The sequence below is a fragment of the Nitrospira calida genome, from assembly GCF_976986435.1.
Window position 1 is genome coordinate 1,597,788 of the sequence record NZ_OZ335950.1, and the last position, 21,989, is coordinate 1,619,776.

The window sequence follows — 21,989 nt, forward strand, 5'->3', positions numbered from 1 at the left end:
TCGCGCCCGAAAAGTGTTTGGTGCAGGTCCCGGCGGGTCCGAGCCAGTTTCTTTGGCTTAGTAGGAGAAGGTTCTCTACAGGGGGCTGCCAGTGATCATGCCGGCGGAGAAAGACGGAAAGAACCGTGATGAAGTCGCTGCTCTCTCTTATGGAAAGCTAGTCACAGAAGAACCGAAATGGTGCTGGAGGTTCTCGTTTCGCATCGCCTGCTCCAAGCGCGGGACTTCTGGAGACTGTGAAGAGTTGTGGTGCCGAGGGACAGAATCGAACTGTCGACACCAGCCTTTTCAGGGCTGTGCTCTGCCAACTGAGCTACCTCGGCACGTGAGCGCTATTCTGCTTAGAGGGGCTTTCTGTTTACAAGATCAGATGTCAAAAATCAACCGGCAGATCAGAACAACGGCCGTTTTTGCACGACTTGGCAAAAGGTATTTATTTGATCAGTGAAAATAAATTGCTTGGCCGCCGGTCGAATTAGGCACGGTGTGGCGGAGAGGGCGGGATTTGAACCCGCGACAGAGCTTTTGGCCCTGTGACGGTTTAGCAAACCGTTGCCTTCGGCCACTCGGCCACCTCTCCGCATCGTCGTGTCGGGACGCTTGGTTGTGGTCCTTCGGTGACAGCCTGTTGCATCGGATTCGTTCTGTCCGAACTCGGGACGGACGGCAATGACTGGCGATCTTAACCCAGGAAAACAGCGACGCACAAGGGCGTTATCGTGCGGAAGGAATCGAGGCGCAGAATGACGGATCAGTCTGCCGCTTCGATGGTCGAACAGTGCGGGTTCAAGAGAGACTCCGCGAGGGCATCCGGCTGAGAAGCGATCAGGTCCGCTCTGTTCCCCATTGGAAGCCGGAAAGAATTCTATGAAGCTGAAAAAGTCGGTTGGTTCTGAACCGTACTTTCTCGGGAACTACTGCCGTGGGCTGTCGAATGAGCCGGCTTCGGTCTTGTTCCGGGACAGTGGACAGCTTCAAGGTCGAGGGATTCACAGATTCAGAAGAGGATGTGAAGAGCCGGCTGGGGCGTGCGGAGTGGCGGAGCTCCACGTCGGCTGGGCGCACCACCCCGCTGAGCGTCATCATCTGCAGGGCTATCAACTTTTGGCGGGCCAGTTGTTTTCTTGATCTGCGTCCTCCCGTCCAGAGCATACGTCCTTTCCCTCGTGTTTCTTGCTTATCTGTCAGGAGCCATTGGTGCGGGGATGCCCTGACTCACATCCAAAGAATGCGTCCGAGATCCTCGTCTAGCTCTTTAGGCCTGTGGCAGCGGCTGCAGCGTGCGAAAAGACCCCCGGACTCCGGCGCAAGGTTGCATCGCAACACCAGTTGATATTTCTGCCCGCCGCAGAACGGGCAGGCCTTGCCGCGCAGTTCTCTGCGGATCGCGCCGATTTTGCCGATTTGTTTCTGCATCTCCCGTTCTCCCCGTCATGAAGGAGTTGACCGTTTCACAGCGATCTTGCACAAGCGGCTGAGCCGGTGATCTTCTGCGCGATGCGAAACTTGTGTGGACCACCATAGGCCGATGGTGAACGCGTTGAAAATACCGTTGATGTAGGCCTGCCTGTACGAACGAAGGACCGTCCCCTACCAAGCGGGAGGGGCGATCAGGCATTCAGAGATAAAGGCGGTTAGCGGAGCATGAGCCGTGGCAGTGGGCGGATGACGACAGGTCACAGGCAAGGAGGAAAAGACGCAGAGGCTGGGTGATCAGGGCGAACCGCTTTAACACGACAAAAAACTGGTCTTCTTTCGACTTTTAATTGAACCTGGGATGTTGGTGCCTGGTCGCTCAGTTTTTCTGGAGAGGACACTCTGGGCGCATTGTCACAAAGCGGCCTTCCTGGCAGTGCGACTGTGTATCGCAGTGCAATGGCTAACAGTAAGCGGATGATAAGTGCCGGGTGAAGGCACGTCTCTCCAGGAGGAAGTAGAGACGTCTTGCTGCCTTGGGTGGGCACAGCCAAAGCAGGCACCTTCACCCTTCGTCAGTAAATCAGATGGGTCTCTCTCGGTACAAGATAGTAGTTGCCCTAGGAGGCAGCAGGCAAGAAGGCGGTGTTCATTCAAGAAGATCTGATAATATGATTCAGAAAATAAATCTGATGGTTGGATTCAATAGTTCAAGTTTTGCTTTCATGCGCCTCCTCTTCGCATCTTGGCGGAGGGGGTGGGATTCGAACCCACGGTCCAGTTGCCCGGACTCCGGTTTTCAAGACCGGCACGTTCGGCCACTCCGTCACCCCTCCCTACTCAGCTTGACCTAACCGCGAGCCATCCAGATTAATCGTGGCGACCGGACACGCTCCTTACAGAATCTGGACTCTTTGCTCGTCCTGCTTGCTTGGCCCAGAGCACCACGCGATGTAGCGCGACCCGATCAGGCCCGCCGGTTTTTCACATTTCAGGTTGCCGGTTTTCTTCCGCTGTGATCCGCTCCACTCCCCCCATATAAGAACGCAAGGCCTCGGGGATCAGTACCGAGCCATCCGGTTGCTGATAGTTTTCCAGAATCGCCACCACTGTCCGACCTACAGCCAACCCCGAACCGTTCAAGGTGTGTACAAAGTCCGTCCTGGCGTCCTTCTTGGCCTTCTGGCTGCGGAATCGGATGTTGGCCCGTCGAGCTTGGAACGCTTCGAAGTTGCTGCAGGAGGAAATTTCCCGGAAGAGTCCCTGCGAGGGCAGCCAGACTTCGAGATCGTACGTCTTGGCGGCGGAGAAGCCTAAATCTCCGGTGCAAAGGGCCACCACCCGGTAATGCAGTCCTAACCCTTGCAGCACTGCCTCGGCGTTCCGGGTTAAGCGTTCCAGTTCCTCGTACGAGGCCTCCGGCTTCGTGAAGACCACCAATTCCACTTTATTGAATTGGTGCTGTCGAATCAGGCCGCGCGTGTCCTTCCCATATGAGCCGGCTTCGCGGCGAAAACACGGTGTATACGCCGTGTAACGAAGCGGCAGGGCCTCTTCGTCCAACACTTCTTCCCGGTGAAGGTTGGTGATGGGTACCTCGGCGGTCGGGATCAAAAAGAGATCGTCGTCGCGCAGGCGAAACAAGTCATCTTCGAATTTCGGCAATTGCCCTGTCCCCATCATGGTGGCCCGATTGACCAGCAGCGGCGGCAATACCTCGCGGTATCCGTGTCGGGTCGTGTGCAAATCCAGCATGTAGGCAATGAGCGCCCGTTCAAGTTTCGCTCCCAGTCCCAAGAGCACGGCGAAGCGCGCGCCGGCGATTTTGGCGGCCCGGTTGAAATCCAGGATCCCGAGCGCCTCGCCGATCTCCCAATGCGCCTTCGGCGTGCCCGGGATGGCAGGCGGAGAGCCCCAGCGACGGACCTCGACGTTTTGCGCGGAGTCCGTTCCCACCGGCACGGACTCGTGGGGCATGTTTGGAATGCGGAGGGCGAGATCCGCCAATCGCGTTTCAACGGCTTGCAACCAATCTTCCATCTCCTTGATGCGGTCGCCGAGGGTTTTCATAGCCGCCGTCGCGTCGTCTGCCGGTTGTTTCTCGCGCTTCAAACGGGCCACTTCATCGGACCCTTTCCTGAGCTGGTGCCGGAGTTGTTCGACTTGGCTCAACAGGGAGCGGCGCTCCTCGATCAGCTTGCGCAGGTCGTCCCATGCGACATCGGCCCCGCGCAGCCCCAGTTGCGCGCGCACGCGGTCCAGGTGTTCTCTCAAGTAGCGGAGGTCGTACATGGTTTTTCCATCCCAGTGGTCGGGCGGTGCTGGAATCTAGCATCGGGTCCGGGGTTAGTCAATTCAGAGAGCAGCGAGGATGCAAGGCTGACTCTGCAGAATAAACATCACGACTGGCCGGGAGGCGAGGGGGCAGGACAAGGGGAGCGGTGCCGGGTGCTGCTCCGTCCTTCGTCCGCGGGCCTCCGGCCGTGCGTCCATTTTCAAGAAGACAAGGCGGTCCCTGGTCCACGTTGACAAGACGGTGAGAAGGGAGTGAGCATAGGCGTCATGCGTCTGGTCTCCAATCCGCCGAATCCATTCGAGTCCGAGCATCGCGAGTTCCTGGAGCCTCCGCCGCAAGTGCGGTTGCAGGTGTTCGAGGACGCCGCGCGGGAGATCCTGAGTCGTAACGACAGTCCGGACTTGCCCTTTCGCTGGAGCCTGAATCCCTATCGCGGCTGTTTTCACGCCTGCGCCTACTGCTACGCGCGGCCTACGCATGAATACTGGGGTTTCGGCGCCGGCACCGATTTCGAGTCGAAAATCATCGTCAAGCAGAACGCACCGGCGTTGTTGCGGCGGGCCTTCGACAAACCGTCGTGGAAAGGCGAGCTGATTGTCTTTTCAGGCAACACCGACTGCTACCAACCGCTGGAGGCAACCTACAGGCTCACGCGGGCCTGCCTGGAGGTCTGCGCTGAGTACCGCAATCCGGTCGGCATCATCACGAAAGGCGCCCTGGTGTTGCGCGACCTCGACGTGCTCGGCAGGCTGAGCCGTGAAGCCTGGGTCCGTGTTTACCTCAGCATTCCCTTTGCCGACGATTCGGTCGCCCGAAGAGTCGAGCCGCAGGCGCCTTCCAGCAGCCGGCGATTCGAGACGCTCCGGGCGTTGAGCGAGGCGGGCATTCCTGCCGGGATTTCCATTTCGCCGATTATCCCGGGACTCAACGACGATGACATTCCGGAGTTGCTGACCCGAGCCAAACAAGCCGGCGCCCGAGAAGCTATGTCGGTGATGCTCCGTTTGTCCGGCAATGTGGAACCGGTCTTTCTGGAACGCATGGCGGCGGTGTTTCCCGACCGGATTGGAACCATCATCCACAGAATCCGCGAGGTGCGGGCAGGCAAGTTGAGCGAGAGCGACTTTTTCTCGCGGCACGAGGGAAGCGGCCCCTATTGGCGGATGATTGAACAATTGTTTGAAATCAGCCGGCGGAAAACCGGATTTCCCGGTGATTCTGACGAGCCGGTTCCGCCCACCTTTAGGCGTCCTGGAGCCGAGCAGACGGCGTTGTTTTAAGGAGGCACGATGAAGCACAATCCCGGCTTTCTGAAACTGGTCGAAGCGGCCAAGCGGTGCATCAAAGTGTGCACGGTCGCGGAGGTAAAAGCCAAGTTCGATCGCGGGGAGACGTTTCACTTTCTCGATGTGCGGGAAGACCATGAATTCGCCAAAGACCACGCCAGGGGGCCAGACACCTGGGCCACGGCGTCATCGAACGCGACGTTGAGACGGTGATTCCCGACAAACAGGCTGAGATCATCTTGTACTGCGGTGGAGGGTTCCGATCCGCTCTGGCTGCCGACAATCTCCGCCGTATGGGATATGCCAATGTCGTGTCGATGGACGGTGGAATCCGAGCCTGGCGCAACGCCGGCTATCCGATGGAGCAGGGGAGCGGCGTCTGAGGCGTCTGAGGTATGAACACCACGCGCCGCGAGCTGTTCAATCGGCTCGGGCTTGGGCTGAGCGTCTGGCCCGCGCTCGCCCTGGCGCCGCGTTCCGTGCTGGGGAGTCTTTTGTTCGAGCCGGCCGGCGACCCGGTTCCGCCCAAATCGCTTCCGGCCAATCCCTTCACGCGCAACGGCAACGCTGTGGTGGCGATGGTGCACGGCAAGGACCCGGCCGCCATGCTGCAGGCTGGCCTGGAGCTGATTGGCGGGCTCGACGCGCTGGCCCTAGAAGGCAAGCGGGTGCTCATCAAACCGAATGTTGTCAACGACCGGCCTCCGCCGACAACGACTAATCCGCAGGTCGTCGCAGCGGTTGTCCGGGCGGTCAAGCGGAGCGGCGCCGCCGAGGTCATTGTGGCGGACAGCTCCGGACTCATCCGGTTCCCTACGCCGCGCAATCTCGACGCCACCGGCATCCGGGTGGCTGCGGAACAAGCCGGTGCGCGAGTGCTCTCGCTGGATGAGGGGCCCTGGGTCAGGCTTGAACCGGCCGGCGCTCGGTCGTTGCCACGCTACTATCTGTCGAAATCCGTCTATGACGCCGACGTGTTCATCAATGTCCCCGTCGTCAAGACTCATCGATTCGCCGAGTATTCCTGTTGTCTGAAAAATTTGGTGGGGATCACCCATCCCCGGTATCGGCCTTCCCTGGCGTTCTTGTCTGGCGATTGGCATGAACGGATCGTCGAACTCAATCTGGGCGTGCATCCGCATCTCAATATCGCCGATGGCACGACGATCATGATCGCAGGAGGACCGACCAGCGGCACGGCCGCGCCGGCCGATCTGTTGTTGCTGAGTGGGGATCGTCTGGCATTGGATGCGGTCGCGATCGCGCTGATCCGCGCGTTCGGGGCATGGCCGAAGTTGCAGGGGAAACGGATCTGGGACCAACGGCAACTCAGGCGAGGGACTGAACTCGGGCTGGGAGTCAGCGGGCCGGATCGGGTGGAACTGCTCGTCCGATCGACCTCGGACGACCATGCGGAGTTTGATCGCCTGGCGGAGGCCGTCAGGCGCGACGTGTTCGGATAAGCGCGCGGAAGGTCACTTGTTCTGGCGGTCGAATTCTTTGATGACCTGATCGGTGAGATCGATGGTGTCCTTGTTGTAAATGACGATTTTGACGGTCTGCTCGCTGCCCTTATCGACGACGATGGAGTAGCCGCCTTTCTCTGCTACTGTCTGGGTCGCCGCGCTGATCTTCTTCATGTACTCGTCGATCAACTCTTTCTGCTTGACCTGCAGCTCTTGATTGAACTGTTGCGCGCGTTTCTGGTAATCCTGCACCTTGTTGCGGAACTTTTCCTGCTTTTCTTTCTTCGCCGCTTCGCTCAGGGTGGCTTCCTGGTCCTTGAGCTGTTTCTCGATGTTGCGCAGTTCCTCCTCGTCGCTGGCGAGCAACTTTTGGCGGGTGGAGACGTATTCCCGTAACCCGTCCAACGCACGCTTACCGGCTTTGGATTTTTCCAGCACAGCCTGTGGATCCACCACCCCCATCTTGAAATCCGCCGCCGACGCGAACGAGGAAGTCGTCGCCCAGAGTGCGAGGGTCAAGACGACCGTTTCGGCCGACTGCATCAGACGATTCCGCCGAATGTTCATGTGCGTTGCTCCTTGTGACAGGAATCCATGGTAAGCTCACGCGTAAAACTGTGGCAGAATAGCTGCGGCCGCCGGGCCTGTCAAGCGGCGGAGGGAACTGAGAAGAAGGAGCCGACCGGTTGGCATGCCCGGTCAAAAAGCTCCGCGTGAAGCGCGGCCGCCCTTGGCACATCTGCGCCGGGACTGTGAACTGGATTGTATGTCGTCCGACGACCAGATGCCCCATCAGCGTTTCGTGAAGGCGCTTCAGCGCGAGCCCATACCCTGCGGCCGGACCGGGTGTGAGGGGCCGGTCGAGGTGGCGGATATGTCCCGCCTTCATGATCGTGTGAAGACGTTCGAGGCCCGTTGCCGCCGTTGCGGTTGGCAGGAGCGGATCACCGGACAGGAACAGCTTCTGCCTCCGTGGGACGAGGCGGCGTTGCTGTTGATGGCGGATGAGCACCTCTTGCATCAGCAGCCGGTTTGTCCTTTCGATGATACGCCCGTGGTGTTCACCTCTATGCCCAACCCGAGGCGGAAGGCCCGCTACCGGGTGTCCTGCTTCTACTGCGGCAGGGAAGCGGAGATGGATTGGCCGCCGCCAGAGGCCAAGCGGTGAACCGTACCCGGCGGTTGCAGGGAATGCGAGGGGACAGCGGCCGGCAACGCGGCGGTGGAACCGGGAACGTGGGCTACACGAAATATCGGCTGGTGTCGAACTTGTGTTCGGCGTTGTCCACCAGGCGCACGATGCTGTGCGCGTAGTCACCCGCCTCGTTCTTTTCGGTCAGATCGTATTCGGGACCGTCTTCAACCGGCTCGCCGGCGGGGTCGGCGATCACTTTCACGTAGGGCCGTTCTTCGTATTCCTTGCTCTGCGCGGGCCGCAACACGACGGCCAGTTCGTCGGTGTCGAGCATGACGAGACTCCCGATCGGCACGATTCCGACGCAGTTGACGAACAGTTTCAGGAGCGTCGGATCAAACGACGTGCCGCTTTTCGCAAACATGAGCTTGAGAACTTTGGCCGGGGTCAGCGGCTCCCGCCGGTAGACGCGGGACGACGTCATCGCGTCATAACAGTCGGCGATCATCAGGATGCGGCCGGTGAGGGACAGTTTCCAGGGCACGGTGAGCTTCGGATAGCCGGAAAAGTCGTAGTTCATGTGATGCTCGAACGCCGCCGCTGCCATGCGGCCGGGAAGGTTGGTGATTCCGCGCAGCTTGGTGAGGCTAAGCACACCTTCGATGGGATGGTTCCGCATCGCGACCCATTCTTCTTCCGTGAACTCGCTTGGCTTGTTCAGTACCTCCATGGGAATCGTGGATTTGCCCATGTCGTGAAACAACGCCGCCAGGCCCAGATCGGCTAGTTCCACTTTCGGGTAACCCGCGCGATTGCCCAATGCGATGGAGAGGATCGCGACATTGACCGAATGGTTGTGGGTGTATTGGTCATGGCACCGCAGCGTGGTCAGACCCAGCAACGTGGATTCGTCCTGCATCATGAGATCAACGATGTTTTGAATCGCGCGCTTGGCCTGTTTAAAACTGATCGTGCCGCCCTCCTTGGCATTCTGTACCAGGTTCCCCACCGCTCCGGCCGCTCTCACGTAGCCGTTTTTTGCAGCGGTCTTGGCTCGGCGATGGCCCTCCGCGGCGTCCTTCTCTCCGGCAGTTGAAGAAGCCCCGCCCTTGAGCCTGAGGGCGCGCGGAGCTTCCAGTTCGATGCCTTGAACGTTCAACGCCTTCAGCTCTTTCCGAAGCTCTTCGAGCGACGTGGTTTCAGGATCGAGACTCACGAACAGGTGTGCGAACTCGCGAAGGTCTTTGGAATCCACACTGTTCGAGAACGAAATGGCCCCGATCTTCCACGCATTGAAGCTGTCGATGATGCTGGTGAAGACGGCCAATTGTTGGGAATTGACTTTGAGGTGGCTTTCTCCGAGGAACAAAAAATCGTTCTGCAAGCGGAGGACAACCGGTCGATCGTGGGCCAGGGTCTTGATCAGCGTCAGCAACGCGTCCACCGGCTTGTCCAACGCCGAATTGGTGCGCCCGTGGATGCGCGAAGTCTTGATGAGGACGTTCAACTGAATGACCAGTTGCGTTCCCAACATGATTAGCTGCTGATCGACGATGTCGCCTGCTTCCGATCCCTTGGCGATCTTGCTCGTCAAGGACTTTTCATGCGTAAGGATCGGCTGGAGGTGTTCATCGATCTGAGGGGCTTGCGAAGAGGGAGTGTTGTGATCGCTCACGGGAGCCGTCCTTCGTTTCTGGCCTTCTGATGTTTGGTCGCCAAGGTCAGGGCCGTCGCACAAGCCTGCCGGACGGCCGAGCTGCCTTTCCTCTGTCCGATCTCCAGGGCGGCGAGGGCGGCGGGCGTTCCCAGTTTCCCTAGCGCCTCCGCCGCCATGATCGCGGACTCTTCCTTGTTCTTACGATTGGTCCAGGACCATTCCGTAAAGAGACTCTGCCAGTACGGCACGGCTTCGTCCCCGGCGGTTTGTCGCACCGCGTGGTAAATGGCCCGCTTCTCCGCCGGCGGTCGGTCGTGGAACTCTTCCGCGGAGAGAATTGCCGACCAGGCCGCGAACGGCGCGGTGTACTGCCCGTTCATGAGCAACTTCAGCGCTGCCAGCCGCACCGGTTCGTCCGCGTCGTTCAGGAACGAGACCAGTTTGGCGCCGTTTCCGCTCGGGCGGAGAATGCCGATGGTCCGCACGACCTCCTTGCGGATTTGTGCGTCGGGATACCGGACCAGCCGTTCGACCGCGTCCGCCAGTTTGGGATTGTTCCATCGCGCGATGATGGACAGCAGATTGCGCACGTAGGGCGCTCGCTTGTCGGACAGGCTGCGCGCGAGGATCTCCGGCGTGTCCTTCGCCACGGCGAACAACGCCTCGCAGACGATGGCCTGATGGCTGGGCGATTCCAGATTCGCCAGCAGCATGCACAAGGCGGGAACCGCCCTAGCGTTCAGGCGCAGCAGGAGGGGCAGGAGGCCGTCGGTGGCCGCCTGCTGAGTCTTGTTGAGGTGGAGCTCGATCAACTTGAGGCGTTCCGGCTTATTGGGCGAGTCCAACAACGCCGCCAATTGTTGGCGGTGGTCGTCCGACAATCCGGCGCGCGCGCTCCCAGTCTGTTGAAGCAAATCCAGCACGCGATTGAGAGCGGTCCAGCGGCCCTGCTTCGTCAGGGTCTCCAGGACAGTGTCGAACACGCCGAAGAGTTTGGTCAGCAGCATCGGAGAGTGCTCCGAGGCCAAGATCACCAGGAGCATGTCCAGCACATAGGTGACGCTGTCGCGCGCGGATTCGGCCTCGACCTCCTTGGCGAGGGCGACCAATTCCGCTTCAGAGACTTCGTAACCGACCAGGCCCGATTGAAACCGCGAGGCTCCGGCTGATGCGCTCGCTCCCTCTTGAGCCCGGGCGGCTTTCTCCTTGTCGATCATGTCGCGGAGGGAGGAGACCGGGGCGTTCATGGCTCCTTCGTTCTGCAGGGCGAGGACGTCGCCAGCGCCGGAGACCTTGATGATCTCTTCCGCGGTGACGAACGTGATGGTGGAAAGATTCTTCGTCCACAAGCGGGTCACGATATCATCGTCGTCGTGTTGCGACGGGTCAGTGTCGCCCCACAGGGCCTCCAGGAAAAAGGTCAAATCCTCCTGTGTCAAGCCGTCATGGAAAGTCAGTTCACGGATGCCGTCCGCATAGAGCTTGAACGCCAGATTTTCCCCAGAGGAGTCGGTTTGATAGACCACTTCCCCCCTGAACTGCAGTTCCGAGCGCTGGACGAGAAAGCCGAGCGAGGCATAGGTGCCCAGATGAGTCGTGAGGTCCTGGTAAAACTGCTGGAAGAACTTCTGCGCAACGGGGTTGCCGAAGCCGTACGTGCGAGTCGATTTCGATGTCTTATCGAGCAGTTTCAGCAGTTGCTTGACGGAAGTCACCTCCGGATCGGCGGTTTCTTTGGCCGCCGCTGCGGTCACGATATGCGGTGTGGCCTTCAGGTCGGTCATACGGGATACTCGTACCTCTAAGCATCCGGTTCGTCAAGAAAATCCCCGCTCCGAAATATGCGGCTCTGGTGTGCCGATTGGCGTTGCTGGGCCGATCGCTTCGAGGATAGAATCGAGGCGCCTCCCCAAGTGATCAGCATTGACAGTGGCTGTGCGGTGTCGCTGAGTGATACGCGCGGCTAGACAGGAGAAGATCGAGGCCGGCATGTCAGGTTCCGATTCCGCTCCGCTCGTCATCTGTTTCGGTGACAGCCTCACGGCCGGGTTTCAAGCTCCGACTCTGGACAATCCGACCGGCCTCGAGACGCCGTACGGCGCCTTTTTGCAGAAGCGTCTCGGAACGGCCGCGCGCGTAGCGGTCAGCGGTGTCTGCGGGGAGTTGACTGGGGAAATGGTTATGCGGTTCCGCCGCGACGTACTGGATCACCGACCGGCGGTCGTGGTGATTCTGGGGGGCACCAACGACCTCGGGTGGAACGCGCCGCCGGCCGCGATCATGCGGAATTTGGTAAAAATGTACGAATCGGCCCTCGCGGCCGATGTGCAGCCGGTTTTGGTCACTGTACCGTCGCTTCGCCTCGTCGGCGGGTTCGGCGGCGCGGAGGAAGAGCGGTGGTTGGACGAACACATCGCCCGGCGCCTGACGCTAAATCACTTGATCCACGACTATGCCGCATCCAAGCGTCTGCCCCTCGTGGACTTGTTCACCGCCACGAGCGAGCCCGAGACAGGGCTGCTGGCCGAGCGATATTCCAATGACGGACTTCATCTGACGACGGACGGGTACCGGCTTCTGGCGACGCTGCTGTACGACAGGGTGTTGGCGGCACGGTTCGGCGGGTCGTGATCCATAATGGGCGGTGATGAGCCCCCGCGCGGCGATCCGGGGCGGAACGATCATGAGCTCGATCGAATGGTCGAACAGGTTGGGCGGGATACTGGTACTGGTGGGGGGCCAGCGGCTCGGTTGCGGCGGTTGCCGGGTGCTGTGGCGGGAACTGGAGAAGCTGCAGCCCGAGGCGAAGGGGTGAGATCCTTCGACGCTCGGCTTTCGCTTCTCGCTCACAGCATCCGCCACATTCGCCCATCGTTCTGAATCAGGCGATCGGCTTCGACAGGGCCCCAGCTTCCCGCCGGATATTCCGGCAGCCATTTGGTGCCATGGGTCTGCCATCCTTCGAGGATCGGCGTAATCCAAGCCCATGAGGCTTCGACCGCGTCACGCCGCATGAAGAGGGAGGCGTCCCCGGCCATAACATCCAGGAGGAGCCGCTCGTAGGCTTCGGGCGACGGCGAGCCGAACGCGTCGCCGTACTTGAAGTTGAGTTCGACCGGGTGGGTTTGCGCCTTCGTGCCCGGTACCTTGGAAATCATCCGCAGGGACATGCCCTCCTCGGGCTGAATACGGAGCGCAAGCACATTCGGCGGCTGAGGGGAGGCCGGGTTCGCATTGAACAGGATCTGGGGGATGTCCTTGAACTGCACGGCCACTTCGCTGGCCCGCTTGGCCATGGCCTTGCCGGTTCGCAAGTAGAACGGCACCCCGGCCCAGCGCCAATTGTCGAGAAACAGCTTCAACGCGACATAGGTCTCGGTTGTCGAATCGGGACGGATGCCCGGCTCGCGCCGATAGCCCGGCACTTCCACGCCGTCCACGATCCCGGGACTGTATTGGGCGCGCACCGTAAATTGGTTGACGTCTTTGCCCGTGATCGGTCTGAGGCAACGGAGCACATCGATCCGCGCGTTGCGGACCACGTCGGCGTCGAGCGAGTACGGCGGCTCCATCGCGACCAAACACAGCAACTGCAGAAGATGGTTCTGTACCATATCGCGCAGCGCTCCGGTCTCTTCGTAATAGGTCGCGCGGGTCCCCACGCCTTCCGCCTCACTGACGGTGATCTGGACATGGTCGATGTATTTGTGATTCCAGAGCGGCTCCAGGATGCTGTTCGCGAACCGGAGTACCATGATGTTCTGGACGGTTTCTTTGCCCAAATAGTGGTCGATGCGAAAGATTTGGGATTCGTCGAAGACCCGTCCGATGACGGCGTTGATCTCCTGGGCCGATTTCAGATCGCGCCCGATCGGTTTTTCCACGATGACGCGACTGAACGGATGCACGTGGTCGGGCGGGGAGACCAGCCCGGCTTGTTGGAGGCCTTCGCAGGCAGCCGCGAATGAAGTGGGAGGCACGGCCAGGTAAAAGATGCGGTTTCCGGGAAGGTGCTGTTCCGTTTCAATCCGTTCAATGCGATTCTTGATGGCTTCGTACGAAGCGGAGTCATCGATCGAGCCGGCCAGGTAAAATAGGTGCTTCTCGAAGTCAGCCCATTTCCGATCTACCAGCGGCTGCCGGGAGTATTTGGCGATTCCCTCACGGGCGCTCTCCCGAAACTCTCCGTCGTTCAGATTGCGGCGACCGAGTCCGAGGACGGCGAAATTCGAAGGCAACATCCCGTCCAACGAGAGATTGTAGAGGGCCGGGATCAATTTGCGCTTGGCCAGGTCGCCGGACCCGCCGAAGATGACCAGGATGCAGGGGTCCGCCTGGTGATCTTTGATCGCGTGCGGCATGTCGCGACTCCTTCGGACCGGCTCGGTCATTGTCGAACTGCATGGCCGCCGAATGCGCGGCGCAACGCGGCCAACATCTTCTCCGTGAACGACTCCTCCTGCCGCGAGCGGAACCGCGTGAATAGCGCGGCGCTCAATGCCGGGACCGGTACCGCCTTCTCGAGCGCGTCCTCGACCATCCAGCGGCCTTCGCCAGAATCCTGTACGTAGCCTCTGAGTTGTTGCAGGCGGGGATCCTCCTTCAACACGCCGGCGGCCAGTTCCAACAACCAGGAGCGGATCACGCTGCCGTGCATCCACAGTTCGGCGATCTGCCCCAGGTCAAGTTTGTATTCGCTCTTCGACAGCAGTTCGAACCCTTCGGCATAGCCTTGCATCATGCTGTACTCGATGCCGTTGTGGACCATTTTGACGTAGTGGCCGGCGCCGTGTCCACCGACGCGGGCCCAACCGCGTTCCGGGGCGAGGGTCTGAAAGACGGGCGCGAGCCGCTGTACCGGCGCTTCCTCGCCGCCGATCATCAAACAGTAGCCCAGCTGGAGTCCCCAGACGCCGCCGCTCGTCCCGGCATCGATGTAGTGAATGCCGCGCGGTTTCAGTTCTGCGGCGCGCCGGACATCGTCGTGGAAATTGGTGTTTCCTCCGTCGACGACGATGTCGCCGGCTTGCAACTGCGCTGCCACAGCCCTGACCGTTTCCTCGGTCGGTGCGCCGGACGGGACCATGATCCAAACCGCGCGCGGGGGCGACAGCTTCGCGACCAGATCGGCGAGCGAAGCGGCGCCAATGCACCCCTGGCTCTCCGCCTGGGCGATCAATTCGGTCGCTCGGTCGTACACCACCACGCGATGCCCGTCGCGCTGCAGCCGTATGACCATGTTCATACCCATCTTGCCCAAGCCTACGAAACCGAGTTCCATAGTCCGTCCTTTCTCTCCTCCGTGCTCGATCCGAGGAACAGCCGGCGGGAGGTCACGGATGGAGTGCTGTGAGGCCGATGTACGCCGACAGGCAAGCGGTTCGCTGCGTCTCGGCAGCGATCGGGCGAATTGTAACACAACGACGGGAACGATCGTGCAGACAGCATCCGGCGTGCGAGTTTCCGTCCTGTTAGTCGATCCTGGCGGGGTGCGGGATGTCTTTGAAGAGCAGATCGGCGAGCTGCCGGCCCAGCGTTAGGCGTTCTGTCAGCGTGGGAGCAACCAGAAACCGGCTTGCCAGATCGCCGATCGCCGGGTCGCGGGAGGTCAAAAAGCGGACGACGTCGACCGGAGCGGTCAACCAGAAACCCCGCAGCCGGAAAAACGCACTGACGAAGTCCTCGAAGAAAATCATCAGGAGATATTGGGCGGCGGCCGGCTTATCAACCATATCTTCCGCCTTGCCCAGCCAATGCAGGCAATCGGCCTTCAAGCGGATCTGTTCGTTGATGCCGGCGGGCGGCGGTCCCTGACGGAACCGCTGCTGCGCTTTCTCGATCAGCTTGGAGCCGATGCCTTCGTGTTCGAACAGAAGGCGGCCTTTGCGCAGCAGCGGCGGCAGGCGGGGCGAGTACGAGATTTCTTCCTCGACGGTCTGGTAACCGCGATAGCGGATATCGATCACTCGATCGGCGACCCGAACCAGTTCATGGCGATCGGTCTCGCCCTTCACCAGCGCGATCAAATCGACATCGCTGTGCGGGGTGATCGCCCGCCGGGAACCCGAGCCGACTAAGATGACAGCGACCAGATCGCCGCCGCGTTTTGCGCGAACGTGGCGGAGGGCGACCGAGACGACCTGTTCGAAACCAAGCGGTTCGGGGGATTCGGGTTGCTCCGGTGGTTCCGGGACGTCCACCAACTCGGCATTGAGTTCCTCCCGTGTCGGCAAAGGCGTGGGTGCGTCGGGGGGAGCGGGAACGGTGTCAGCGTCCATGGGTCGTGGCGGTTTCTCGTGATCGGCAAGAAGGTCAGATTCCTCGGACCTCTTTGATCCGGGCTGGCAGGCTGTCCAGCCACTGATCAAAAGGTTGGTCGGCGTCCACCACGATTTCCAGCTTGCCGTTGGGCAAGGTCCTGACCGCGCCCGGGCTGGCGGGGGACAGCGGAATCTCGACCCACTCGCGGTGCAAGCCCAAACGGTCGGTCAGCTCGAGGATCCGGCTGATCTGGTGAAACGACACGACATCCAACGGCATCACTCGCCGCTCTCCGGCCAACGGTCCGATCACGTCGGCATTCTAAAGAGCGTCAAACCAGCCTGTCAACGATGCGGGGTCAGGACCCGAGGACGCGGGCGAAAATCTCGCCGGCGCGGTCGATGTCCTGGGGGCTTACGTCCAAATGGGTGACCGCGCGGAACGTGGTCCCACCGACGGCGTTGATCAAGACGCCTTCGCGTTTCAACGCCGCCACGATTTCGGCTGGCGGCAGGCGATGGCTGATCACGTCGAACATCACGATGTTGGTCTCGACGTGCTCCGGGTTCAGGGTCACGGCGGGAATCTTCTGCAGGAGGCGGGCCAGACGCTTCGCGTTGTCGTGGTCGTCCTTCAGGCGGGCGATGTTGTGTTCTAAGGCATAGATGCCGGCGGCGGCCAGGATACCGGCCTGCCGCATGGCGCCGCCGTACATGCGGCGGAAGCGGCGCAATTTGTCCAACAGCGCCGCCTCGTTGGTGATGATCAGCGAGCCGGCCGGAGCGCCGAGCCCCTTGGAAAGGCAAACGGAAACGGTATCGAAGGGTCGTGCATAATCGGCGGCCGAGACCCCCGTGGCGACCACGGCGTTGAACAATCGCGCGCCGTCCAAGTGCATCGGAATTCCATGCCGCGCCGCGATCGCGTGAATCCGCTCAATCGTGCCGAGCGGATAGATCGACCCGCCGCCGCTGTTGTGGGTGTTTTCGACGCAGATCAACGCGGTAGGAATGGTGTGGGGATCTCTCGGTCGGATGGCAGCCTCGACCTGCTCTGGTGTCATGATGCCGCGGTCGCCGACCACCCAGTGCAGTTGCACCCCGGACAAGGCGCCGGCTGCCCCTTGTTCGTACCGCACGATGTGCGACTTGCTCTCGACGATCACTTCCTGACCCGGTTGCGTCAGAACGCGGATGGAGAGCTGATTGGCCATCGTGCCGGAAGGCACGAACAACGCCCCGGCTTTCCCCAGCAGCGACGCGGCCATCTCTTGTAGTCGATTCACCGTGGGATCTTCGCCATACACGTCATCCCCGACCGGCGCACGGGCCATGGCCTCGCGCATCGCCGGGGACGGTTGCGTGACGGTGTCGCTTCGCAGATCGATCATACAAACTGTGATGCGGGCCACCCATGGCTATCTTCGGATGGCACCCGCTGCTTTGGGGTATGCGGCAGGTCCCCGATTTCGGTGAGGCGCGATGAATGACTCGTCGGAATCATAAAGCGATTCGCTGCCCGTTGTCGGCTATTGGCTGGTTGCTCATAGCGTCCGCGCGTCTTCGAACCGGTAGCTCTGCTTGTTCAGGACCGGATAGATGGAGAACATCGGCGTGTTGAACGGTACAAAGGCCGATTCCCTCCCCTCGGGAAGCTGCACGTGCATGTTCACGAAATTGAAGCTGAGTCCGTCCTGCCAGGGCTTGCGGTTCGACGGCGCGTAGGCGTGGATCTTCTCGGTGGCGTAGCTTCGGGTAAGCAGGCCGGCGCCTCCTTGCAGGCCGTACTCGTGCAGGTCCGGGGCGCCTTGAATCAGGAGCGACATCGCCTCCGCGTCGAACCAGACTTTGAAGTTGCAGACCAATTGAATGAACGGCCCAAGGGCATGGGACCCGTCGAGAAAGGCGCGCGGGAGGCCGATCTCCATGGGCACATCGCTCGGCAAAGGTCGCTCAACGACGCCCAGTTCTCGTTCTTTGACTTCCGACACGGAGACGAACAGGAGGTGGGGATCGTCCATTGTGATATCCAGCACCTGGTCGTCGTAGTAACTGCACAGCTTGCCCAATTCATAGCGTAAGGGGAACGAATAGCCCATCTTGGCGTACCAGATGCGCAGTCCCGCCTCCAGCGGATCCTCCGGCCTCCGGCTGATTTTCAGATCGAAAGGCAGCATCAAATGGACGGCGGTGGTCCGGGCCGCCATGAACGGGGCGCAGGCCCCAGCGAATTCCTTCTGCACGGTTGGATTATCTGGTTCGAACTTGCGGGTCTGGCCGGCGAAGTGCTGCGCGGCCTTGGCCTCCTTGGTCAGCTTGTACTTGTTCTGATAGTACGCCGCCGCCCGCTGCTGGGCGGTTCTCAGAAAATAGTCGGGGAGGTCGGTTTCGACGATGATGCGATGCCGATCGGCGACCGAGGCCGGAGCGCGTTGAGGCCGCATGGCCTCGTTGTAGATCTCCATCTCCGCCGTCGTTTTTTGAATATCGTGCGCAATGTGTTGGGCCAGGCTGGGATCATAAAACTGCGTGCGGCGCAAGATCTGTTGGGCTTTCTGCAAGCATTCCAACTTATGCGTGTACCGTTTCGGTTCAGCGGCAAAGGCGTCGGCCGTGGCCATGTAAAGATTGAACTGCTCTTCCGGTGTGAGACCGAGTTGGTCCAGGTTCTGTTCCTTGATGAAGGTAAACGCCAGAGGGCCGAACGCTTCTTCCTTTCTGATGCATAGCGTCAGCAGGTAATTGTAGTGGGCGCGGGCTTCCTGCGGCGTCATGAACGGCCTCGTTCGTGCGAAGCATTCTACGGGAGTGGAACAGAAGGGAACAAGTCCCGGGAGGAAGGGTCGGACTGCTCCCCTCCCATCGATGACCGCATCGAGCCGCACCAGAACGGTGCTTGACGTGCGCGCCGATTGCGGGTGAAAAAGGGGCAAGGGTTGGGCTTCCGGAAGGCTCGGTGTCAGACTGCGTCCTTCGCGCAGCGGAATCCTGTTCCGCTGGGGCGGCTGTCAATGGTGCCCCAGTCACGGTCGCTGGTGCGAAGGCTTTTGGCCGGTTTCAGCCAGGACCCGCCCCGCATGGCTTTGACGGCACCTCTGGAAGGGCCCGGTGGATCGGACAGGGGGGCGTGCCGATAATAGTTGGGATCGTACCAGTCCGCCACCCACTCCGCCGCGTTGCCCGCCATGTCCAGCAGCCCATAAGGGCTGCTGCCCTCAGGAAAGCTGCCGACGGGCAGCGTCAGCACTTCGCCCTTCACGCCTTGCTCCTGTGAGATCTTCGCGCCCTCACCTCTGATCCAAAAGGCGTCCCACTCGGCGCCGCTAGCGAATTCGATGGTCCGTCCGGCCCAGTAGCTGGCGCTGTTGGCTTTCGCGAAATCCCACTCGTTGCCCCAGGGATAGCGGCGGCCGTCGGTCCCGCGCGCGGCTTTTTCCCACTCGGCCTCCGTGGGGAGGCGTTTGCCGATCCAGCGACAGTAGGCGACGGCGTCTTCCCAACTGACGTTGACTACCGGATGTCGTTCGATTCCTGGGAGCGGTCTGTTGTGCTCCCACAATGTGACCGACGGTTTATTGTTGGCTGGTGCGCGGTGCCCGGTGGCTTGGACGAAACGGAAGTAGGCTTCGTTGGTCACTTCGAAGCGATCGATCCAAAATGCGCTCAGGTAGACGCGCCGGAGGGGATGTTCGTCGTCGAATCCTTCGCTTCCGGCCGGACTGCCCATGATGAACTCCCCGGCCGGGATCAAGACCATGTCGTCCGAAAAAGTTGGGCTGCTTATCGACGGCTGATAGCCGATGGCGAAGAACAGGCAGGTGGGAAGAACGGCAACGGTGAACCGCTTGAACCCCATCAGACCTTTTTCAACCCGCAGGCGCGCGCGACGTCGTCACGGTAGTGCAGCCAAAGCCGGAGCGATTTCTTCAGACAGGCGAGCACGGCGTCCTGTCGTTTCCGTTCCGTGGCATGGGCCAGGACCATCGCATACGCATCCTGGCGATGGCCGGCTTCGACCATCTGATGAGCCCGGATGAGGTTCATCCGGTCGGGAGACAGGCCGTAGTATTTCACCAGCGGATGCTGCCGGACGATGTTCTCGATCTCGGCCGCGCTTTTGGGCTTGGACGGTTCCAAAATTTCCTGCCGGTCCTTGACGCTGCCTTCGACGAAGATCGCGAGGGCGGCGGCGCCGACGACCCAGTCGCGGTGCCTCGAGACCTGATCCAGCCAGCGCCGGAAGGTGCGCGCGGCCGGCAGCAGCCTGACGCGCTGAAAGTCCCGGGCTTCGTACCCCAGTCCGTGCATCATGTCGTGAAACAGCTCCGGATGGGAACGACCGAGCGAGAGCCCGCCGGTGTCCTCCTCGTAAATGTTCTCGGCCAATCTTCTTCTCACGTCGAAAGGCGGGTTCCGGCCGTGGATGCGGGCGAGGAACACCGGGAAGTCCCGCACGTACACGGCATATTCTTGCTGAAAATGGATCTTGAGCTGCTCTTTGGTGAGGGCGCCTCCGCTGAAGTGGGGCCAGGCCCAGTGATGTTTGCGGTCCATGACCGCAAGCAACTGCTCGCGGAATTGAGTCATCGTGAGCGCGTTCTTCACGGTCTCCTCATGTAGGCGTCATGCGCAGGGCGATACACGTGATGCGCGATGCGCCACTCGCCATGTCAGGTGGTTGATGACAGAACCCGGTGTCTCACCAACTTGTCTTCCTTTCGTTCGGCCGTTAGAATCCGCCGCTGCATGGAGGCCGTGGTATGGAACCGATTACGCTTCAGAAAACCGACGACATCCTGAACCTGCTGGCCGAGGTCTCGCTCCGCGGCAAGGGGTTCACCAGCGAGTGCCTGCTGGACTATGTGCTGGACGAAGGGTTCACCGAACCGATCTACCTCCATGCAAGCGGCGAAGACCCCGATGCCTTCTACAAAGGTCAGCCCAACGCCTGGGCTATCTATCAGGTGCGCGAGTGGAAACGCGTGCTGACGATCTCCGGGGGGCCGGGCAACGTGCGGCGCGTCCAGATCACGGAAACGCCGTAATGCCTGTCCGCTGCGGGCTTCTTTCGCACCCTGCGTCCGCTTTCCGCCCCCCAGTGTATGGGCCGACCGGGGAAAATGCAACGACTGGTCCGACTTCGGGTTGCAGCCGCGATCACCGGCTTTTAGAATATCAGCGAGCATGTCGCGAATACAGACGACGCGCGGCGTGTCCAGGCGCGCGGTCATGGCGGCGATCGGTGGACTCGCGATCCTTGGAGGTGCGGCGCTGTTCGGAGCCTGGCCGATGATCAACGTTGTTGAGACCGGTCGGACGCCCGAATACCCGGACCTCCAGCCGCGCCGGTATCGGGCCGACGGATCGCGCGTGTTCGACGCCGCGCTGCACGCCGTGAACCGGTTGCCGCGATGGACGCTGATCTCCTACGAACCGGAGTCGGGTGAGATCAGGGCGGAAGCGAGGACGCGGATGTTCGGATTCGTGGACGACATCCGGATCCGCGTGGCCGGGCAGGACGGGGCGACCGTGGTGTCGGTGCGCTCCGCGTCGCGCATCGGGCGTGGCGACTTCGGACAGAACGCGCGGAACATTCGGACGTTCTTCGACGAACTTGATCGCCAGATGGAGTGGGAGTCTGGGCATGAGTCAACGTTGTCGACTCACGGACGTTTGAGTATGGGACTGGTCAAATTGGCGGAGCCGACCGACGTCGGAGAGTTGGCTTTCATCAAAAGTCTGCTGGACGGCAACGGGATCGCCTACGTGGTGCACAACGAACATGTGAGCAGCCTGTATCCCGGTGTCCCATTCCTGACCTGCTCGGTTATGGTGGAGGAAGCGGAGGTCCGGCGGGCGGAGACGTTGTTGAGCAAGTTGACGCTGCGGGAGCTCGAAGAAGGCCCTCGCCCGGCCTGAACCGAAACCGTGTCAAAACGGCCGTTGCGGGAACTGCGGCGGTCCGGTCGTCGGCTTGGTCGGAATCCGCTGGTCGGAGCCTTTGTACCAACCGCCGACCAGCTTCCCTTCTTCAAAGTAGAGATAGCGGTGTTTCACCACGGCTGCGCTTTCCCAGTCCTCAAAGATCCATTCCTCCCGCCGGATACCGTCTTTCGTGAAGCTGACGTTGATCGTGTTGGGCGAGCCCCAGGCCTGCAAAACCTGCTCGCGGGTCATTCCCACCATCACCCGATGACTCTGGATATGCTTCTCGAACGTCGGGTCCAGCAACGGCGGCACGACCTGGGAGGCAATCAGCGCGGCCAAGAACAGGGTGAGGAACGTGTAAATCGTGGCGCGGACCGGTTTGCGGCAGAGAAACGGTTTAGCCTCTGCTTGCTCCGGAGAAGCTGAACCGACCCGTTCCGCAGCCGGCGATGCCGAGGTGTCCGGGTTGAGGGCCTGTTGTGAGGAAGGAATTCGCATATGCGAGAAGCATGCTAACAACCGTCGTTCGGGCGAGTCAAGGAGCC

21 protein-coding genes, 3 tRNA genes and 1 pseudogene are annotated in these 21,989 nt (G+C 60.9%); 8 read left to right on the forward strand and 17 right to left on the reverse strand.

Going from position 1 to position 21,989, the window contains the following annotated elements:
• Positions 1-247 precede the first annotated feature (247 nt).
• From ACWHTU_RS07970 to serS, 5 genes are all read right to left on the reverse strand, one after another.
• Positions 248-323: transfer RNA gene (locus tag ACWHTU_RS07970), tRNA-Phe, on the reverse strand.
• A 164-nt stretch (positions 324-487) separates the two neighbouring features.
• Positions 488-580 (reverse strand) — tRNA-Ser (locus ACWHTU_RS07975).
• Between the two features lie 635 nt (positions 581-1,215).
• The gene (locus ACWHTU_RS07980) at positions 1,216-1,416 is read right to left on the reverse strand and encodes a hypothetical protein (RefSeq protein ID WP_447862994.1); all 201 of its coding nucleotides are present in this window, start codon (positions 1,414-1,416) and stop codon (positions 1,216-1,218) included.
• 746 nt (positions 1,417-2,162) lie between these two features.
• Positions 2,163-2,252 (reverse strand) — tRNA-Ser (locus ACWHTU_RS07985).
• Between the two features lie 148 nt (positions 2,253-2,400).
• Positions 2,401-3,708, reverse strand: coding sequence for a serine--tRNA ligase (gene serS, locus ACWHTU_RS07990; RefSeq protein ID WP_447862995.1), 1,308 nt, complete (start codon positions 3,706-3,708; stop codon positions 2,401-2,403).
• 270 nt (positions 3,709-3,978) lie between these two features.
• On the opposite strand from serS, the gene ACWHTU_RS07995 reads away from it, so the two are divergent.
• The 3 genes and pseudogenes from ACWHTU_RS07995 (at position 3,979) to ACWHTU_RS08005 (ending at position 6,461) form a co-directional block, all read left to right on the forward strand.
• Positions 3,979-4,992 (forward strand): PA0069 family radical SAM protein, encoded by a 1,014-nt coding sequence (locus tag ACWHTU_RS07995; protein WP_447862996.1) that lies wholly within the window; start codon positions 3,979-3,981, stop codon positions 4,990-4,992.
• A gap of 9 nt (positions 4,993-5,001) precedes the next feature.
• Positions 5,002-5,381, forward strand: a pseudogene (locus ACWHTU_RS08000) (rhodanese-like domain-containing protein).
• Positions 5,382-5,393: 12 nt separating this feature from the next.
• Positions 5,394-6,461, forward strand: coding sequence for a DUF362 domain-containing protein (locus ACWHTU_RS08005; protein WP_447862998.1), 1,068 nt, complete (start codon positions 5,394-5,396; stop codon positions 6,459-6,461).
• A 12-nt stretch (positions 6,462-6,473) separates the two neighbouring features.
• Here ACWHTU_RS08005 and ACWHTU_RS08010 read toward each other — a convergent pair whose 3' ends face one another.
• On the reverse strand, positions 6,474-7,031 hold the full coding sequence (locus ACWHTU_RS08010; protein ID WP_447862999.1) for an OmpH family outer membrane protein: 558 nt from the start codon (positions 7,029-7,031) through the stop codon (positions 6,474-6,476).
• Between the two features lie 124 nt (positions 7,032-7,155).
• Here ACWHTU_RS08010 and ACWHTU_RS08015 point away from each other — a divergent pair, with 124 nt between their 5' ends.
• A complete protein-coding gene (locus ACWHTU_RS08015) occupies positions 7,156-7,632 on the forward strand; it encodes a hypothetical protein (RefSeq protein ID WP_447863000.1) in 477 nt (158 codons plus the stop codon).
• A 73-nt stretch (positions 7,633-7,705) separates the two neighbouring features.
• On the opposite strand, the gene ACWHTU_RS08020 is transcribed toward ACWHTU_RS08015, so the two are convergent.
• Both ACWHTU_RS08020 and ACWHTU_RS08025 read right to left on the reverse strand, forming a co-directional pair.
• On the reverse strand, positions 7,706-9,274 hold the full coding sequence (locus ACWHTU_RS08020) for an HD-GYP domain-containing protein (RefSeq protein ID WP_447863001.1): 1,569 nt from the start codon (positions 9,272-9,274) through the stop codon (positions 7,706-7,708).
• Positions 9,271-11,040 carry a HEAT repeat domain-containing protein gene (locus ACWHTU_RS08025; RefSeq protein WP_447863002.1) on the reverse strand — a complete coding sequence of 590 codons (1,770 nt, stop codon included), beginning with the start codon at positions 11,038-11,040 and terminating at the stop codon, positions 9,271-9,273. Before ACWHTU_RS08025 ends, ACWHTU_RS08020 begins: the two co-directional genes overlap by 4 nt.
• 166 nt (positions 11,041-11,206) lie before the next feature.
• On the opposite strand from ACWHTU_RS08025, the gene ACWHTU_RS08030 reads away from it, so the two are divergent.
• Both ACWHTU_RS08030 and ACWHTU_RS08035 read left to right on the forward strand, forming a co-directional pair.
• A complete protein-coding gene (locus ACWHTU_RS08030; protein WP_447863003.1) occupies positions 11,207-11,887 on the forward strand; it encodes an SGNH/GDSL hydrolase family protein in 681 nt (226 codons plus the stop codon).
• A gap of 52 nt (positions 11,888-11,939) precedes the next feature.
• A complete protein-coding gene (locus tag ACWHTU_RS08035) occupies positions 11,940-12,071 on the forward strand; it encodes a hypothetical protein (protein WP_447863004.1) in 132 nt (43 codons plus the stop codon).
• 31 nt (positions 12,072-12,102) lie between these two features.
• Here ACWHTU_RS08035 and zwf read toward each other — a convergent pair whose 3' ends face one another.
• From zwf to ACWHTU_RS08075, 8 genes are all read right to left on the reverse strand, one after another.
• Positions 12,103-13,617: a glucose-6-phosphate dehydrogenase gene (zwf, locus tag ACWHTU_RS08040; protein WP_447863005.1), complete on the reverse strand. Its 1,515-nt coding sequence runs from the start codon at positions 13,615-13,617 to the stop codon at positions 12,103-12,105.
• A gap of 26 nt (positions 13,618-13,643) precedes the next feature.
• Positions 13,644-14,537 carry a phosphogluconate dehydrogenase (NAD(+)-dependent, decarboxylating) gene (gnd, locus tag ACWHTU_RS08045; protein ID WP_447863006.1) on the reverse strand — a complete coding sequence of 298 codons (894 nt, stop codon included), beginning with the start codon at positions 14,535-14,537 and terminating at the stop codon, positions 13,644-13,646.
• 190 nt (positions 14,538-14,727) lie between these two features.
• Positions 14,728-15,534, reverse strand: a complete 807-nt coding sequence (locus ACWHTU_RS08050) for a hypothetical protein (protein WP_447863007.1) — start codon at positions 15,532-15,534, stop codon at positions 14,728-14,730.
• Positions 15,535-15,568: 34 nt separating this feature from the next.
• Complete coding sequence (locus ACWHTU_RS08055; RefSeq protein WP_447863008.1) at positions 15,569-15,829, reverse strand: hypothetical protein; 261 nt, start codon at positions 15,827-15,829, stop codon at positions 15,569-15,571.
• A gap of 46 nt (positions 15,830-15,875) precedes the next feature.
• Positions 15,876-16,907 carry a threonine aldolase family protein gene (locus ACWHTU_RS08060; protein ID WP_447863009.1) on the reverse strand — a complete coding sequence of 344 codons (1,032 nt, stop codon included), beginning with the start codon at positions 16,905-16,907 and terminating at the stop codon, positions 15,876-15,878.
• A gap of 153 nt (positions 16,908-17,060) precedes the next feature.
• Positions 17,061-18,290 carry a hypothetical protein gene (locus ACWHTU_RS08065; protein WP_447863010.1) on the reverse strand — a complete coding sequence of 410 codons (1,230 nt, stop codon included), beginning with the start codon at positions 18,288-18,290 and terminating at the stop codon, positions 17,061-17,063.
• A gap of 185 nt (positions 18,291-18,475) precedes the next feature.
• Complete coding sequence (locus ACWHTU_RS08070; RefSeq protein WP_447863011.1) at positions 18,476-19,372, reverse strand: formylglycine-generating enzyme family protein; 897 nt, start codon at positions 19,370-19,372, stop codon at positions 18,476-18,478.
• Positions 19,372-20,121: a TenA family transcriptional regulator gene (locus ACWHTU_RS08075; RefSeq protein WP_447863012.1), complete on the reverse strand. Its 750-nt coding sequence runs from the start codon at positions 20,119-20,121 to the stop codon at positions 19,372-19,374. The genes ACWHTU_RS08070 and ACWHTU_RS08075 overlap by 1 nt, the downstream gene beginning before the upstream one ends.
• A 155-nt stretch (positions 20,122-20,276) precedes the next feature.
• On the opposite strand from ACWHTU_RS08075, the gene ACWHTU_RS08080 reads away from it, so the two are divergent.
• Together ACWHTU_RS08080 and ACWHTU_RS08085 are read left to right on the forward strand one after the other, a co-directional pair.
• Positions 20,277-20,561 (forward strand): hypothetical protein, encoded by a 285-nt coding sequence (locus ACWHTU_RS08080; RefSeq protein WP_447863013.1) that lies wholly within the window; start codon positions 20,277-20,279, stop codon positions 20,559-20,561.
• Between the two features lie 139 nt (positions 20,562-20,700).
• Positions 20,701-21,435, forward strand: a complete 735-nt coding sequence (locus ACWHTU_RS08085) for a DUF1499 domain-containing protein (protein ID WP_447863014.1) — start codon at positions 20,701-20,703, stop codon at positions 21,433-21,435.
• A 12-nt stretch (positions 21,436-21,447) separates the two neighbouring features.
• On the opposite strand, the gene ACWHTU_RS08090 is transcribed toward ACWHTU_RS08085, so the two are convergent.
• Positions 21,448-21,942, reverse strand: a complete 495-nt coding sequence (locus ACWHTU_RS08090) for a hypothetical protein (protein ID WP_447863015.1) — start codon at positions 21,940-21,942, stop codon at positions 21,448-21,450.
• Positions 21,943-21,989: the final 47 nt, after the last annotated feature.